Source organism: Paenibacillus sp. FSL H8-0332 (assembly GCF_037963835.1).
In the GTDB taxonomy this organism is placed as follows: domain Bacteria; phylum Bacillota; class Bacilli; order Paenibacillales; family Paenibacillaceae; genus Paenibacillus_AQ; species Paenibacillus_AQ rhizoplanae.
Window position 1 is genome coordinate 7,286,857 of sequence record NZ_CP150145.1, and the last position, 14,953, is coordinate 7,301,809.

13 protein-coding genes and 1 other RNA gene are annotated in these 14,953 nt (G+C 53.1%); 13 read left to right on the forward strand and 1 reads right to left on the reverse strand.

Annotated features, from left to right (window positions below):
- The first annotated feature begins 8 nt into the window (after positions 1 to 8).
- The 4 genes from NST43_RS31925 (at position 9) to argS (ending at position 3,625) form a co-directional block, all read left to right on the forward strand.
- Positions 9 to 680, forward strand: coding sequence for a GNAT family N-acetyltransferase (locus NST43_RS31925; protein WP_209994776.1), 672 nt, complete (start codon positions 9 to 11; stop codon positions 678 to 680).
- 35 nt (positions 681 to 715) lie between these two features.
- On the forward strand, positions 716 to 1,384 hold the full coding sequence (locus NST43_RS31930) for a GNAT family N-acetyltransferase (protein ID WP_209994779.1): 669 nt from the start codon (positions 716 to 718) through the stop codon (positions 1,382 to 1,384).
- A gap of 115 nt (positions 1,385 to 1,499) precedes the next feature.
- Positions 1,500 to 1,943 carry a DUF1934 family protein gene (locus tag NST43_RS31935; protein WP_209994775.1) on the forward strand — a complete coding sequence of 148 codons (444 nt, stop codon included), beginning with the start codon at positions 1,500 to 1,502 and terminating at the stop codon, positions 1,941 to 1,943.
- A complete protein-coding gene (argS, locus tag NST43_RS31940; RefSeq protein ID WP_209994774.1) occupies positions 1,940 to 3,625 on the forward strand; it encodes an arginine--tRNA ligase in 1,686 nt (561 codons plus the stop codon). Before NST43_RS31935 ends, argS begins: the two co-directional genes overlap by 4 nt.
- 310 nt (positions 3,626 to 3,935) lie before the next feature.
- On the opposite strand, the gene NST43_RS31945 is transcribed toward argS, so the two are convergent.
- Complete coding sequence (locus NST43_RS31945) at positions 3,936 to 5,192, reverse strand: S8 family peptidase (RefSeq protein ID WP_339221495.1); 1,257 nt, start codon at positions 5,190 to 5,192, stop codon at positions 3,936 to 3,938.
- Between the two features lie 544 nt (positions 5,193 to 5,736).
- Between NST43_RS31945 and rpoE the strand changes: the two genes are divergently transcribed.
- The 9 genes from rpoE (at position 5,737) to ffs (ending at position 14,936) form a co-directional block, all read left to right on the forward strand.
- Positions 5,737 to 6,288: a DNA-directed RNA polymerase subunit delta gene (gene rpoE / locus NST43_RS31950; RefSeq protein ID WP_209994772.1), complete on the forward strand. Its 552-nt coding sequence runs from the start codon at positions 5,737 to 5,739 to the stop codon at positions 6,286 to 6,288.
- A 359-nt stretch (positions 6,289 to 6,647) separates the two neighbouring features.
- Positions 6,648 to 8,255, forward strand: coding sequence for a CTP synthase (locus tag NST43_RS31955; RefSeq protein WP_209994771.1), 1,608 nt, complete (start codon positions 6,648 to 6,650; stop codon positions 8,253 to 8,255).
- 334 nt (positions 8,256 to 8,589) lie between these two features.
- Positions 8,590 to 8,976, forward strand: a complete 387-nt coding sequence (locus tag NST43_RS31960) for a response regulator (protein ID WP_036698896.1) — start codon at positions 8,590 to 8,592, stop codon at positions 8,974 to 8,976.
- Positions 8,977 to 9,182: 206 nt separating this feature from the next.
- Positions 9,183 to 10,037: a class II fructose-1,6-bisphosphate aldolase gene (gene fba, locus NST43_RS31965; RefSeq protein WP_209994770.1), complete on the forward strand. Its 855-nt coding sequence runs from the start codon at positions 9,183 to 9,185 to the stop codon at positions 10,035 to 10,037.
- A gap of 200 nt (positions 10,038 to 10,237) precedes the next feature.
- On the forward strand, positions 10,238 to 11,491 hold the full coding sequence (locus tag NST43_RS31970) for a UDP-N-acetylglucosamine 1-carboxyvinyltransferase (RefSeq protein WP_209994769.1): 1,254 nt from the start codon (positions 10,238 to 10,240) through the stop codon (positions 11,489 to 11,491).
- Between the two features lie 145 nt (positions 11,492 to 11,636).
- A complete protein-coding gene (gene rho / locus NST43_RS31975) occupies positions 11,637 to 12,995 on the forward strand; it encodes a transcription termination factor Rho (RefSeq protein ID WP_209994768.1) in 1,359 nt (452 codons plus the stop codon).
- Positions 12,996 to 13,020: 25 nt separating this feature from the next.
- Positions 13,021 to 14,298 carry a radical SAM protein gene (locus tag NST43_RS31980; protein ID WP_339221500.1) on the forward strand — a complete coding sequence of 426 codons (1,278 nt, stop codon included), beginning with the start codon at positions 13,021 to 13,023 and terminating at the stop codon, positions 14,296 to 14,298.
- A 125-nt stretch (positions 14,299 to 14,423) separates the two neighbouring features.
- Positions 14,424 to 14,621: a 50S ribosomal protein L31 gene (gene rpmE, locus NST43_RS31985; RefSeq protein ID WP_209994766.1), complete on the forward strand. Its 198-nt coding sequence runs from the start codon at positions 14,424 to 14,426 to the stop codon at positions 14,619 to 14,621.
- Positions 14,622 to 14,667: 46 nt separating this feature from the next.
- Positions 14,668 to 14,936: signal recognition particle sRNA large type (gene ffs, locus NST43_RS31990), an RNA gene on the forward strand.
- Positions 14,937 to 14,953: the final 17 nt, after the last annotated feature.

Consider the following 14,953-nt stretch of genomic DNA (forward strand, 5'->3'; position numbering starts at 1 on the left):
ACTAACGGATGTATTATAAGAAGTTCTATGCTCTGGACGGCAAGACGCCTGTACCTGCGGTGATCCGCTCCTATACGGAAGCTGATTTCACAGAGCTGATCAAGATCCAGTCCGAGGCCTTCCCGCCGCCTTATCCTGCGGAGCTGTGGTGGAACCGGGAACAGCTGCTGAATCATGTAACGCTTTTTCCGGAAGGGGCGCTGTGTGTGGAGGTGGCCGGAGAGCTGGCCGGATCGGTTACCGGATTCCTGATGAATTTCGACCCGGAGGTACCGGCGCTTCATCATACGTGGTCAGAGGTTACGGCAGACGGATATCTCACCTCGCATCAGCCGGACGGGGACACGCTGTATATTGCCGATTTGTGTGTCCGTCCCAAGTACCGCAAGCTGGGTCTGGGTAAGGAGCTGGTCCAGTCGTTATATCATGTGGTCGTGGAACAGAAGCTGGAGCGGCTGCTGGGAGCGGGCCGGATGCCCGGCTATCACCGGGTGGCCGGTCAGATGACAGCGGAAGAGTATCTGGCCGGGGTTGTCGCCGGAAGCTGGTCTGATCCGGTGATTACTTTTCTGCTGCGGTGCGGTCGGTCTCCGGTTCGTGTGGTCGAGGGTTATCTGGAGGACGAGGAATCAGGGAATTACGCAGCGCTGATGGAATGGCGGAATCCTTTTAATAAATGAATACAGCCTATATATTGAAGGAGAGTCCCAAGATGATGGAATATAGAAGAATTACAGATATCACAGACCCGTTGTTCAAAGAGGTGCATCAGCTGCTGTCGGATGTATTTCCGCCTGAGGAAGTGCTGGAGTACAGCTTGTGGAAGGAGCCGCTTGCCGATCCGGGAATACGCGTGTTCGCTGCGGTGCATGAAGGGAAGGTTGTAGGCACTACGGAATACCGTTACTATGCCGACTGGAATGTAGCGATGACCGATTTCACCATCATTGGCCGGGAAGGACTGGGCATTGGCCGTTTTCTGGCGCGTCAACGCTTGAAGGACCTGGAGAAGCTGGCTGCTGAGAATCACATGGAGCTGCTGGGTATGTTCGCCGAGATCTATGATCCTTACCGGGTGGGGTATGATTTTGGCGGAATTAAGCCGATGGACCCGTACGTCCGCCGTGAAGTTCTGTCGCATTTGGGCTATAAAAGAATAGATATTCCCTATGTCCACCCTTCCTGGCAGGGGAATGGCGAAGCGGTGTCCGGTCTGGACCTCTGCTTCATGCCCGGAGATGAGGAGCTGGAGAGCATCGCGGCGCCGCTGGTGGCCGATTTCCTGACCCGTTATTACGCCGTGCTGGAGGGCAAGCCGGAAGCCTGGACATCGATGATCAGCCAGCTTCGCGGCAGGGAGAGAGTGGCGTTATTACCGCTGTGAGGGCCAAGGTTGATGAAAAAGCGGTTGAATTGCCCTCCCGATCTGGATATAGTGTACAATGGGAAAGCGAATATGACCTTTATGATTACAAGTACGAATAAGCGGGGAACATGTGATGACTGAAGGACCGCAAGGCAAATACGGCGTTTCGGTAACGCTGGAGAGTGTGCAGGGCACAGAGCGCAGTGTGGTACACGCTGCAGGAGAAGCTATTGCCAAGGGGCAGTCGCTGTACATCATTTATGAAGAGCAGCAGACCGGACCCGAAGGCGCAGCGGCCGTGGTACGCAACACGCTGAAGATTTCAGAGGGCCGGATCAAGCTGATCCGCCATGGCGCTGTACAGTCGGAGCAGTCCTTTGAGCCGGGGCAACCGCTGCCCGGATTCTACCGCTCGCCTTATACACAGTTCAATCTCACCACAGACACGAAGACACTGGACATCAAGCGCGAAGGAAGATCGCTTGCCGTTTCATGGGAATATGATCTCTACGTATACGGGGAAATATCAGGACAGTTCGCTATAAGTTTGAATATACAGGAGGAACCACAATCATGACACAATCTTTAAATCCGCTCCAGCTTGCCCATGAACGGGTGAAGGAGGCCATCGCCGATGCGGTTGTAGCCGCAGGTCTGGTGTCCCGCGAAGAGCTGCCAGCCATTGTGCTGGAAGTCCCGAAGGACAAGGCCCATGGAGATATGGCGACGAATGCTGCTATGCAGCTGACCAAGATCGCTAAGCGTAACCCCCGGCAGATCGCCGAGGCGATTATTGAGAACCTGGATACAGGCAGCGCTTCTATTGAGAAGGCAGAGATTGCCGGACCGGGCTTCATTAATTTCACTTTGTCCAAAAGCTATCTCTACCCCGTTATTGCACTTGTGGCCGATCAGGGTGACGATTATGGCCGTGTGAACATAGGCCAGGGCAAGCGTGTGGAAATAGAGTTCGTCAGCGCGAACCCTACCGGCAGCCTTCATCTGGGACATGCCCGCGGGGCTGCTGTGGGCGATGCCCTGGGCAACGTGCTGGATTATGCCGGCTACAACGTGATCCGGGAATACTACATTAACGATGCCGGAAACCAGGTTGCCAATCTGTGCATATCCATCGAGACCCGTTACCTGCAGGAGCTGGGCCAGCCGGCCGAGATGCCGGAGGACGGTTATCATGGAGCGGATATCAAGGTCTTCGCCAAGGAGCTGGTGGCGGAGAAGGGCGATTCTCTGCTCGCTATGACACCGGGCGACCGGGCGGCATTCTTCCGTACCTACGGGCTTGCCAAGGAGCTGGACAAAATTAAGCGCGACCTCAGCCGGTTCCGGGTGAACTTCGATATCTGGTTCAGCGAAACCTCCCTCTATGAGAACGGGGAAGTGCTGCGTTCGCTGGATGAGCTCCGCGAGCGTGGAGAAGTCTATGAGAAGGAAGGCGCCACCTGGCTTGCGACTACCAAATACGGCGATGATAAAGACCGCGTGCTGATCAAGAACGACGGCACGTATACGTACCTCACACCGGATATCGCCTACCACAGCGACAAATACGGCCGCGGCTACGACACGATGATCAACATCTGGGGAGCCGACCACCATGGCTACATTCCACGGATGAAGGCGGCCATGGCGGCGCTCGGCAATGATCCCGAGAAGCTCGTGGTGCTCATCGCCCAGATGGTCAGCCTGTTCCAGGACGGCGGGAAGGTCAAGATGTCCAAGCGTACAGGCAAAGCCGTGACGATGGAGGACCTGATGGAGGAAGTTGGAATTGACGCAATCCGTTACTTCTTCACGATGCGCAGCATGGATTCGCATCTGGACTTTGACATGGATCTGGCGATTTCGACATCCAATGAGAACCCTGTATTCTATGTACAGTACGCACATGCGCGGATTTGCAGCATATTCCGCCAAGCGGAGGAGCAAGGGATTGTAGTGCCGGATGCAGCGCAGATTGATTACAGCAAGCTGACTGCCACACATGAATATGATCTGCTCCGCAAAATCGGTGAACTGCCTGCGGAGATTACCATTGCCGCTGAGGGCTATGCGCCGCACCGCCTGGTCCGCTATGTATACGACCTGGCTTCGCTGTTCCACAGCTACTATAAGGCAGAGCGCGTAATCACCGAGGATGCCGCTCAGACGGTAGCCCGCCTTGCCCTGCTGGGCGCTGCACGGACGGCGATTGCCAACGTCCTGCGGCTGGTCGGTGTTACCGCACCGGACCGGATGTAACTTTATTGGCAAAGCGCCGCCCCTGTTGTACGGGGGCGGCGTTTTTGGTCTCATCATGATGCTTATTTAGCCGGGATTGTGCGGGGGAACAAGTTTCGATGGCAGGCTGACCGGATGAACCTACGGCAACAGCGGCTGGATAAATAGCATCTATTCCAGTACGTTTTACTCGATTAAGATACAGTATTCCATTTGTTGGTTGAAGGAGCCGGTGCCGTACCTTACGCTCATGCTGCCGAGCTTACGCCAAGGCATCCGCATCTTACGCCGCCCTTAGGCCTTCGCCGCCGCAGCCTTCGTCCCGCCGCCTTCACGCTTTCGCAGCCGCCGCGGCTTTCACCCCGCTGCTTCCGCCGCTAGCGCCGCCGCTGCCACCGGCTCCGCCTCCGCCTGCGGCGCTGCTGCCGCTGCCGCTGCCGCGCCGGGCCCGGATGCCTGCGCGCAGCAGCCGCAGCGCATCGGCCGCGCCGCCGCCCAGGGACGCGCGGCGCTGGCCCTTGCGCAGCCGCACCGGTTGGGCGGTGCGGCGCAAGAGCAGCTTCAGCTCGCGGGGCGACAGCCCCGGCCGCAGCGCGAGCAGCAAGGCCGCGGCACCGGTGACATGGGAGGTCGCCATGGAGGTGCCGCTCATTTCCTTGTACCCCTCCCGCAGCCAGCAGGAGGGGATGTTCTCGCCCGGACCGTACACATCAATGTACGGTCCGCGGTTGCTGAAGGCCGCAATGCGCTGCCTTCTGTCAAGGGCGCCTACGGCAATAGTCTCCGGATAGCGCGCGGGGTAATCCCCGCCGCGCTTGCCGTCGTTGCCGGAGGAAGCGATGATGGCGATCCCGGCCCGGTAGGCCTTGATCACCACATCATGCAGAGCCTTGCTCCGGTTCCTCATCCCGAAGCTCATATTAATGATATCGATTTTGTTCTGCACGCACCAATCGATGCCAAGAACAATGTCCGACACATAGGCGGAGCCGTTGTGGTCGAAAGCCTTGACCGGATAGATCAGCGCCCGGGGGGCTACGCCCATCATGTTGCGCGCACCTCCGGCGGCGGCCAGGGTGCCGGCAATATGCGTGCCGTGGCCGTTGTCATCCAGCGGCATCATGCCCCGGTTCAGCAGGTTTACCCCGGAGGCCAGGGCATGCCTGAGATCGGGATGGCGGAAATCTACGCCCGTATCAATTACGCCGATCTTCACATGGACGCCGGTCGATCTGGACCAGGCCTGCGGAGCGCGGATGGCCTTGATCCCCCAGGGCAGCAGAGCGGAACCGCTTTTGTCCGCCAGGACCGAGTGAACCAGAATCCGGTGGTCTTCTTCTATACATAGGGAGTCTGCATAACGGTCCATCAGGCGCTCTGCTCCTGCGGCAGGCACGAAGAAAGCCCGGATCAGCGTAGAGACCTGAACCTGCCGCAGACCAGGCTTTTTAGTCTTCAGAGATTTCCACTGCGATAGTGCGCCGGCATACATGCGGGGGTCGTTGAAGGTCACAATGTGCCGTGGGGCACTTTTGGGGGCAGCCTTCATTTCTTCAAGCAGCATCTGCCAAAATCCGTAATAATCCATAGGTTACGCCGTCCCCTCCTCGGTGCCGTGCTGCCATATTGTATGAGCGGGGGATGGCGTCCGAATGGGAACTTGCCCTTTTTTAACGAAATAGGCTGCCCATCGTGTCAAAAGCAAAGAGTTTACATAAAATGAACAGAGGGAACCGCGAGGCGCCCTGCAACATCCCGTAAGGAGCCGATCCTTGGCGTGGATACAGTCATGGCGGAGGGATAACCCCTCCGCCTTTTTGATAATAAAAGCGCGCTCAAGCTGTTCATATATATCGCCTTGTCCAGACGGACAAGCTTTCTTCAAAATATAAGAATTTATATGTTGCACACGATAACTTATCCTTCTATCTCTCGCTGAAACGAGTGCCGTCCTTTCAAAGGACGGCAAAGCCGTTTCCACTTGATCAGAAGGGCCGCAGATTCTGTTTCCCGGATCTTGCTGCAATAGACTTGCAATTTACCCGCAAATAGGTTTTACTTAGGTTTGTTAATGGATATCATGAATAAAGCATGATTTAATGTGAACAATGCGTGAGAGGAAGTGTCCTTTAGTGAGTACGCCACTCAATTTAAAGCTGGACCCTGAGAAAGTAAAAGAAATGCCGATGGTAGACTTGGCCTTCCTGGTGCTTAAGGCAGCCAATACGCCTTACTACTACCGTGATCTGATGGTTGAGGTTGCCAAGCTGCGCGGGTTGACCGATCAAGAGAGCCAAGATACGATCGCCCAGTTATATACCGAGATTAATATTGACGGGCGTTTTGCCTGTGTCGGAACCAACCTGTGGGGCTTGAAGCGCTGGTACCCGCTGGAACGCTCCGATGACCCTGTCGGCAACACCAAGCGCGTGCGGATCATCAATGATGAAGACGACGATTTGGAAGATGACGACTTTGCCGATGAAGAAGAGAATTATGCTGCTGAGGAAGAGGATTTCGATGCGATTGATGAAGATCGTGACGACCTCTATTCCGACGACGACAGCGAAGAGGAAGTTGACGAAGATGTGGTCATCGATGAAGACGACGACATTGACGAAGACGAATCGGATGGTGAAGATTCCGAAGACGGCGAAGAAGACGATGCCGACGATGAGGACTAGGAAGAGCAATATTAGGATAGTCTTTGTGGCAGCGCAATTCCTCCCTTGACAGGTGCAGGACCGTCAGAGTAAACTATTGCATGGGCTTATAATGAAAGTTAATATTGTTTTCTAAAATAAAAAGTGCCCCGGGTCTACGGGTGTCACTTTTTTGTTTTTTTACAAAGATATGAAGGAATAGGCTTCGCTTAACTTGTATGCCAAGAAGCTGCGGTTTTCCGCGATTCCCAGGCCCGTGGCCTTGGATTTTGGCGGGTGGAAGCAACTTTCGGGTTCCCCGGTTGGATGATGGAAAAAAGGGATACGATAAGGGGCAAGCGTCCCCTGAATTTCTGGACTTTATTTAGGAGGGTTTTACAGTGACAAAGTATATTTTCGTAACGGGTGGCGTTGTGTCTTCCCTTGGCAAAGGCATTACCGCTGCTTCGCTGGGCAGACTGCTCAAGAACAGAGGTCTCAAGGTAACGATCCAGAAATTCGATCCTTACATTAACGTGGACCCGGGAACAATGAGTCCTTATCAGCACGGGGAAGTATTCGTGACCGATGACGGCGCGGAAACCGACCTCGACCTTGGGCATTACGAGCGGTTTATTGACATTAATCTGTCGAAGAACAGCAACGTAACGACAGGCAAAATCTATTCCTCGGTCATCAGCAAAGAACGCCGCGGAGAATATCTGGGAGGAACCGTACAGGTTATCCCGCATATTACGAACGAAATCAAGGAACGCGTATTCCGCGCCGGCCGTGAGACAGGCTCTGATGTAGTGATTACTGAAATCGGCGGCACCGTGGGTGATATCGAGAGTCTGCCGTTCATGGAGGCCATCCGTCAGATCAAGAGCGATATCGGCCGGGAGAATGTCATGTACATTCACGTGACCCTGATTCCTTATATCAAAGCAGCCGGAGAAGTAAAAACAAAGCCGACACAGCATAGCGTCAAGGAGCTGCGCAGCATCGGGATTCAGCCCAATGTGATCGTATGCCGTACCGAATATCCGTTGACCGACGATATGAAAGCCAAATTAGCTCTATTCTGTGATATCGATGCGAACGCCGTTGTAGAATGCCGCGATGCCTCGACGCTGTATGAGGTGCCGCTGAATCTGCGCGACGAAGGATTGGATGAGATTGTCGTCAATCACTTGAAGCTGACTACTCCTGCACCGGATATGCGTGAATGGGAGAGCATGCTGGAGCGGATTCAGAAGCTGGAGCGTACGGTTGAGATTGCCATCGTCGGCAAGTATGTGGCGCTTCACGATGCTTACCTGAGTGTGGTTGAATCTTTGTCCCATGCCGGATTTGCTTCCAATGCCGAAGTGAAGCTCCGGTGGGTAGATGCAGAGCTGGTGACCGATGCGAATGTGGACGAGCTGCTGGGCGGCATCGGCGGCATTCTCGTTCCAGGCGGCTTCGGCGACCGGGGAATCGAAGGCAAGATCTCAGCGATCCGCTATGCGCGGGAGCAGTCCATTCCGTTCTTCGGCATTTGCCTGGGAATGCAGGTGTCCGTCATCGAATACGGCCGTTCCGTGCTGGGACTGGCGGGAGCGAATAGCTCCGAGATCGATCCTACGACGCAGCATCCGCTGATTGACCTCCTGCCGGAGCAGAAGGATATCGAAGATATGGGCGGCACTATGCGCCTCGGACTGTATCCCTGCAAGCTTTTACCGGATTCACTTGCTATGTCCTGCTACGACGATGAGCTGGTCTATGAGCGTCACCGTCACCGGTATGAGTTCAACAATGCTTACCGTGATGAGATGGAGAAGGCAGGTCTGGTCATTTCCGGAACCTCTCCTGACGGTCGTCTGGTGGAGATTGTCGAGCTGCCGGGTCACCCTTGGTTCCTCTCCGTGCAATTCCACCCGGAATTCACGTCCCGCCCGAACCGTCCACAGCCGCTGTTCCGTGAATTTGTCAAAGCTTCGCTTACACATTCCGAGCAAATCTAACAATGTGATGAATAGGCCTGCCGGGCCTGCGGGAGCCCCCATTAGGGGGCTTCTTTTTTAAAAATATAATTTATAGGTTGCTTATCCTTCTATTTCTCGCTGAAACGTTGTTTGCTTTGCACAATAGCTTGCGGATTTCAAGGGGACTGTACTCCCGCTTTTCAACTGTAAATACACCTTTATATGGCATAGATTTACGCATTTTAGCCAATTAGCAGGATTTTGGCTGCAAAGCACGAATAATAGGTTTCGTATAGACTAAGTTGAAGCGGGGCCGTTAGCTGTGAGAGAGCGCGGTATGGACAATCTGCCTTAAACTCTGGGAGGGTATCGTATGGAAAAAAAGAAAGTGTTAATCGTGGACGATCAGAATGGAATCCGGATTCTCCTCATGGAAGTATTCAATAGTGAAGGTTATGCCACCTTTCAGGCAGCTAACGGGAAATTGGCGCTGGACATTGTCAGGAACGAATCGCCGGATATGGTTCTGCTGGATATGAAAATTCCGGGGATGGACGGACTCGAGATTCTCAAGCATCTGAAGGAGCTTAATCCGGCGATCAAGGTCATTATGATGACGGCCTACGGAGAGCTGGACATGATTAAGGAAGCGACCAAGCTGGGAGCCCTGATGCATTTTACCAAGCCGTTCGATATCGACGAGATGCGCGTTGCCGTCAATATGCACCTGCACAACAAATCCGTTGACCAATGCAGCTAGCTTAGGTGAATTATAGTTTGGGGACATCCTGTTATGGATACGCTAAAAGAGGAAATGATCCGCCGGCAAAGGGTTGGCTGAATATCGTCCCACCGGGACATTTTTTTGTGTATCCTATTTAGTATTTAACACAGGATGTGCTATAATAGGCCTGTATGTGATGTCGGCTTATATAAGCAACCCAATATTTTAGGAGGATTGAAACCATGCCATTAGTATCTATGACAGACATGTTGACCAAAGCACTTGAAGGAAAATATGCAGTTGGCCAGTTCAACATCAATAACCTGGAGTGGACGCAAGCGATTCTTGGTGCAGCAGAAGAAGAGAAGTCACCGGTAATCCTTGGCGTATCCGAAGGCGCAGCTCGTCACATGGGCGGCTTCTATACAGTAGTTAAGATGGTTGAAGGTCTTATTCATGACATGAAAATCACCGTTCCTGTAGCCATCCACTTGGACCACGGTTCAAGCTTTGACAAATGTAAAGATGCCATTGATGCCGGATTCACTTCCGTAATGATCGACGGCTCCCACCACCCAATCGACGAGAACATTGAAATGACTAAAAAAGTCGTTGAATATGCTCACGCTAAAGGTGTTTCTGTAGAAGCAGAAGTTGGTACTGTAGGCGGACAGGAAGATGACGTTATCGGCGGCATCCAATACGCTGACCTTAACGAATGCGTACGCATCGTCAAAGAAACAGGCATCGACACTTTGGCTCCTGCACTGGGTTCCGTACACGGTCCTTACCTGGGCGAACCAAACCTTGGATTCAAGGAAATGGAAGAGATCCGCGATGCGGTTAACCTTCCGCTTGTACTTCACGGCGGTACTGGTATTCCTGTACACGACATTCAGAAATCCATCTCCCTGGGTACTTCCAAGATCAACGTTAACACTGAGAACCAAATCGCGTTCGCTAAGGTTGTCCGCGAAGTTCTTGCTGCTAAACCTGATGCTTACGATCCGCGTACATTCATCGCACCGGGCCGCGATGCTATCAAGCAGACTGTTATCGGCAAAATCCGCGAATTCGGATCCAGCAACAAAGGCTAATTATTACCCTGCTGCATAACGTTTTTCCGCACAAGACCTTTCGTTTTCCTCAGAAACGGGTGCCGTCCTTCAGATAAGGACGGCGCAGCCGTTTCTTCTTCTAATCACCAATCACAAGCAGTCCTTATGTCACCTTAAGCCACAACTGGTATTGCCACAACAACAAGCTGCAATACACGTAGGGGGAACCAGATAAATTTATGGAAAAATTAATGATTGGCGGCGGACGTCCGCTAGAGGGCGTTGTAACCATCAGCGGAGCAAAGAATAGCGCCATTGCGCTTATTCCTGCAGCAATTTTGGCGGAGTCTGAAGTTGTGCTGGATAATTTGCCTGCGCTTAGTGATGTTGCCGTTTACTCCGAAATTCTGGAGGAGCTTGGCGCGAGCGTGTCTTGGACAGGCAGCCAAATGAGAATTAATCCCTCCCGTATCGTATCCATTCCCATGCCTAACGGACCGGTGAAAAAGCTCCGGGCCTCTTATTATATGATGGGCGCATTATTGGGCCGATTTAAGGAAGCGACCATTGGACTACCCGGCGGCTGTAATTTTGAGCCCCGCCCGATTGACCAGCATATCAAAGGCTTTGAAGCGCTTGGTGCGACCGTTACCAATGACCATGGTTCGATTCATCTGTATGCCAAAGAACTGCGCGGTGCCAAGATTTACCTGGATGTATCCAGTGTCGGCGCCACCATTAACATTATGCTTGCGGCCTCCCGTGCCAAGGGCTCTACAATCATTGAAAATGCGGCTAAAGAGCCTGAGATTATAGATGTAGCTACCTTATTGAACTCTATGGGCGCTGTTATTAAGGGCGCCGGTACGGAGACGATCCGGATTGAAGGCGTAACTGAAATGCACGGCTGCCGCCATTCCATCATTCCCGACCGTATTCAGGCTGGAACATACATGATTGCTGCTGCGGCTACGCGGGGCAATGTGCTCATTGATAACGTGATTCCCAAGCATCTGGAGGCACTCACTGCCAAGTTGCTGGAAATGGGAGTAGACATAGAAGAGCTGGATGAGAGTATCAGAGTGATCGGCAAGGCCAAGTACGAGCCCGCCGATGTCAAAGCGTTAATCTATCCCGGATTCGCCACAGATCTGCAATCCCCGATGACCAGCATGCTGACTCAGGCTGAAGGCGTTAGTGTCCTGAGTGATTTCGTCTACAGTAACCGCTTCAAGCATGTTCCTGAATTGGTCCGCATGGGCGCCAAGATTCGTGTAGAAGGACGTTCTGCAATCATTGAAGGCGGCCGGCTGAATGCTGCCAAGGTGAAGGCTGCCGATCTCCGCGCAGGCGCAGCTCTGGTGATTGCCGGTCTTACTGTTGAAGAAGGTATCACCGAAGTGACAGGTGTAGAGTATATTGACCGCGGCTATGACAACCTCGTAAGCAATCTTCGCAGTTTGGGAGCCGATGTCTGGCGCGAGAACGAATAATAAGGATACCCGGATTGGCAAGAGCAGAAATTGAACGCTGAGTGCATATCTCCTTCCAATTCGGGTAATCCTATCCTAATAAGCATTTTCATAGACTCATAGTTTTGAACTCATCATACACAAATTGAATAGGTGGTTATAGCACATGGATCTTCAAATTTCCGATCTGGAAGAAATGAAGCTTACCGATCTGTATAAGCTGGCCAAGAAATACCAGATCCCTTACTACGGAACGCTTAAGAAACGGGAGTTAATCTTCGCTATTCTTAGAGCACAGGCAGAGCAGAGCGGTCTAATGTTTATGGAAGGCGTGCTTGAGATTCTGCCGGAAGGCTATGGCTTCCTTCGGCCGATTAACTACTTGCCGAGTGCAGAGGATATTTATATCTCCGCATCGCAGATCCGCAAGTTCGACCTTAGAAGCGGTGACCTGGTCTCCGGGAAATGCCGGACGCCCAAAGAGAACGAACGCTATTTCGGGCTCTTGCAGGTAAATGCCGTCAACGGCGAGAACCCGGCAACTGCAGCTGAACGGTTACATTTTCCGGCACTTACGCCGCTTTATCCGCAAGTCAAGCTGCCGCTCGAAACATCCCCAGCTCATTTATCGACCCGCATCATGGATTTGCTTGCTCCAGTAGGACTAGGACAGCGCGGTTTGATTGTAGCACCTCCCAAAGCAGGTAAGACGCTCCTCCTAAAAGAAATTGCCAACAGTATCTCCATTAATAATCCCGAGATTGCACTGTTTGTCCTGCTGATCGATGAACGTCCTGAGGAAGTAACGGATATGCAGCGTTCGGTTAAAGGTGAGGTAGTAGCTTCGACATTTGACGAGCTGCCGGAGAATCATATCAAAGTGGCTGAGCTTGTATTGCAGCGGGCGCTGCGGCTGGTGGAGCACAAAAAGGATGTCGTCATTCTGCTGGACAGCATTACCCGTCTCGCCCGTGCCTACAATCTCGTGGTTCCGCCATCCGGCCGCACACTTAGCGGAGGAATTGATCCGGCCGCGTTCCATCGGCCTAAGCGTTTCTTCGGTTCTGCACGTAACGTGGAGGAGGGCGGCAGCTTGACTATTCTTGCCACCGCACTGATTGATACCGGATCACGGATGGACGATATTATTTATGAGGAATTCAAGGGTACAGGGAACATGGAGCTCCATCTGGACCGCAAGCTGGCAGAACGCCGGATCTTCCCGGCTATCGATATCCGCCGTTCGGGTACGCGCCGTGAAGAAGTATTGCTTAGCAAGGAAGAGCTGGATACAATCTGGTCGATCCGTAAAAATATGAATGAATCCTATGACTTCGTAGAAGGATTCCTGAAGAAGCTGCGCGACACCAAGACGAACGCCGAATTCCTGGCCTCCTTTGATGTGGCCGGAGGCAAGGATTCCTCTTCAGCAAGCGGTACCGCCAGCAAGGGCGGAACCTCGAACAGCGGATCGTCCGCCCGCCGCACCACGCGGCCCAAGGCCCCTTCTGTGCCGACTACCTGAGAATAGATAACAAGAGGAGAATAACATGTATTTGGTATATGCCGATGAACAAGGAAACGTATATGATCATCCCGAGCTGTATGCCCTGGCCCGCAGTGGCGATATGATCGTTGAGATACTGGAGGAAGAGCTGGTTCCGCTGCCTGAGGGGGCCACGCTGGTCGGGCTTCCGAGCACGCGGGCGATTGGGATGAATCCGGAGACCGGTGAGATGCTGCCGCTGCCGGCAGGTTCGCAGGCTGTCGGAGCCTTGCTGCCGCAGGGATACACCCGTCTGTGCCTGCCCGGTTACGTCAAGACAGACAAGACCTACAAGCTTCCGCTCTTCGGATATTCCGCTGTTGTGTGGAAGGACGGCGGATTCTATGTGGCGGCTGATCTTACGGATGATCCGGAGCAGTGGAACCCGCTTAACTGCGACCGGGATGATGTGAAGACCGGCGTGGGGGATCTGACTGCCAAGTACCCGGAGAACCGTCTGTATGATCACTTGTCTAACTGTGCGCTGGAATATGAATGCTTAACCTCGTCCAATACCTTTTTGGGCCGCTGGGAAGGCGCCGTTCCGGTCTCCTATTCCTGTAACGCCGGTTGCTTCGGCTGCATCTCTGAACAGCCCGATGACAGCGGGTTTGTGTCCCCGCAGACGCGGATGAACTTCCGTCCCACAGCGAATGAGGTTTCACAAGTAATGCTGGAGCACCTGAAGACGCCGGAATCCATTGTCAGCTTTGGACAGGGCTGTGAAGGCGAACCGTCTACCCAGGCGAAGCTGATTATTGAATCCATCCGTGAAGTGCGCTCCGTTACCGATATGGGCTACATCAATATCAACACCAATGCTGGATTAAGCGATCATATCCGCGGTATTGTGGATGCAGGACTTGATCTGATGCGGGTCAGTACGATCAGTGCATTGGATGACCATTATAATGCCTATTACAAACCTCGCGGGTATACGCTGGCTAATGTAGAGAAGTCGCTGAAGTATGCTGCTTCACAAGGCGTATACACCTCCATTAACTATTTGATCTTCCCTGGGGTTACAGACCGGGAGGAAGAGATTGAAGCAATGGTGGAATTCGTCAGACGTACAGATCTTAAGCTTATTCAGATGCGCAATCTGAATATTGACCCGGAGAGCTATCTGGAGCTTATTCCCCCGGCCCGGGGTGAGATCCTTGGCATGAAGACCATGCTGGAGATCTTCCGTGAGGAGCTCCCGGAGGTTGTCATCGGCTCCTTCACCCATGTTCCTCCGGCGGAGCTGGCCCGTGCCAAGCAGCGCAGAGTACAGCTCTAGGCCCCCGGATGTAAGTGCGGCCAGCCTATTGCAGAGCTTGGGCTTCACGTGCTAGAATGTAGCTTGCGTTTATCATATAACTCTAGGTCCGCATGAGGCTTAGGGCGTGAGAGGTGAGATTTCATATGCAAACAGCCATTCAACCCAAGTACAATCTAACGAAGGTAACCTGCGCTTGCGGTAACACTTTTGATGCCGGCTCAACAGTACAGGAGCTTCGCGTCGAAATTTGCTCAAGTTGTCACCCGTTCTTCACCGGCAAGCAGAAGTTCCTGGATGCCGGCGGCCGTGTGGACAGATTCAAGAAGAAATACGGCATATAATATGTATAGTTGATTTTTGCCTGTCCGTAAGCTATACTTATCTTCGCCGTGCTAGACGGGGAGGTAGCGGTGCCCTGTAACTCGCAATCCGCTGTAGCGAGGTTGAATTCCTGTTAGAGGTGCTGTCGATGTGAGGCCTTGGTTCCTATGGGCTGTGTTGACGGCTTGGTCCTCCGCAATGAGTGCTTGTGAACCTGGTCAGGTCCGGAAGGAAGCAGCCATAAGTGAGTTTACTCTTGTGCCGGAGGGTGGCCTAGCCCGAGCAGTTTTGTAGGGTTACCGCTTGGATCGCAGCCATCAATAACAGGTGCACGGTTTATATACGGTGATAA

Bases quoted from the DNA above. Each gene is read 5' to 3' on its own strand.
- NST43_RS31925 (WP_209994776.1), top strand. From the start codon at position 9: ATGTATTATAAGAAGTTCTATGCTCTGGACGGCAAGACGCCTGTACCT.
- NST43_RS31930 (WP_209994779.1), top strand. From the start codon at position 716: ATGGAATATAGAAGAATTACAGATATCACAGACCCGTTGTTCAAAGAG.
- NST43_RS31935 (WP_209994775.1), top strand. From the start codon at position 1,500: ATGACTGAAGGACCGCAAGGCAAATACGGCGTTTCGGTAACGCTGGAG.
- argS (WP_209994774.1), top strand. From the start codon at position 1,940: ATGACACAATCTTTAAATCCGCTCCAGCTTGCCCATGAACGGGTGAAG.
- NST43_RS31945 (WP_339221495.1), bottom strand. From the start codon at position 5,192: ATGGATTATTACGGATTTTGGCAGATGCTGCTTGAAGAAATGAAGGCT.
- NST43_RS31960 (WP_036698896.1), top strand. From the start codon at position 8,590: ATGGAAAAAAAGAAAGTGTTAATCGTGGACGATCAGAATGGAATCCGG.
- fba (WP_209994770.1), top strand. From the start codon at position 9,183: ATGCCATTAGTATCTATGACAGACATGTTGACCAAAGCACTTGAAGGA.
- NST43_RS31970 (WP_209994769.1), top strand. From the start codon at position 10,238: ATGGAAAAATTAATGATTGGCGGCGGACGTCCGCTAGAGGGCGTTGTA.
- rho (WP_209994768.1), top strand. From the start codon at position 11,637: ATGGATCTTCAAATTTCCGATCTGGAAGAAATGAAGCTTACCGATCTG.
- NST43_RS31980 (WP_339221500.1), top strand. From the start codon at position 13,021: ATGTATTTGGTATATGCCGATGAACAAGGAAACGTATATGATCATCCC.
- rpmE (WP_209994766.1), top strand. From the start codon at position 14,424: ATGCAAACAGCCATTCAACCCAAGTACAATCTAACGAAGGTAACCTGC.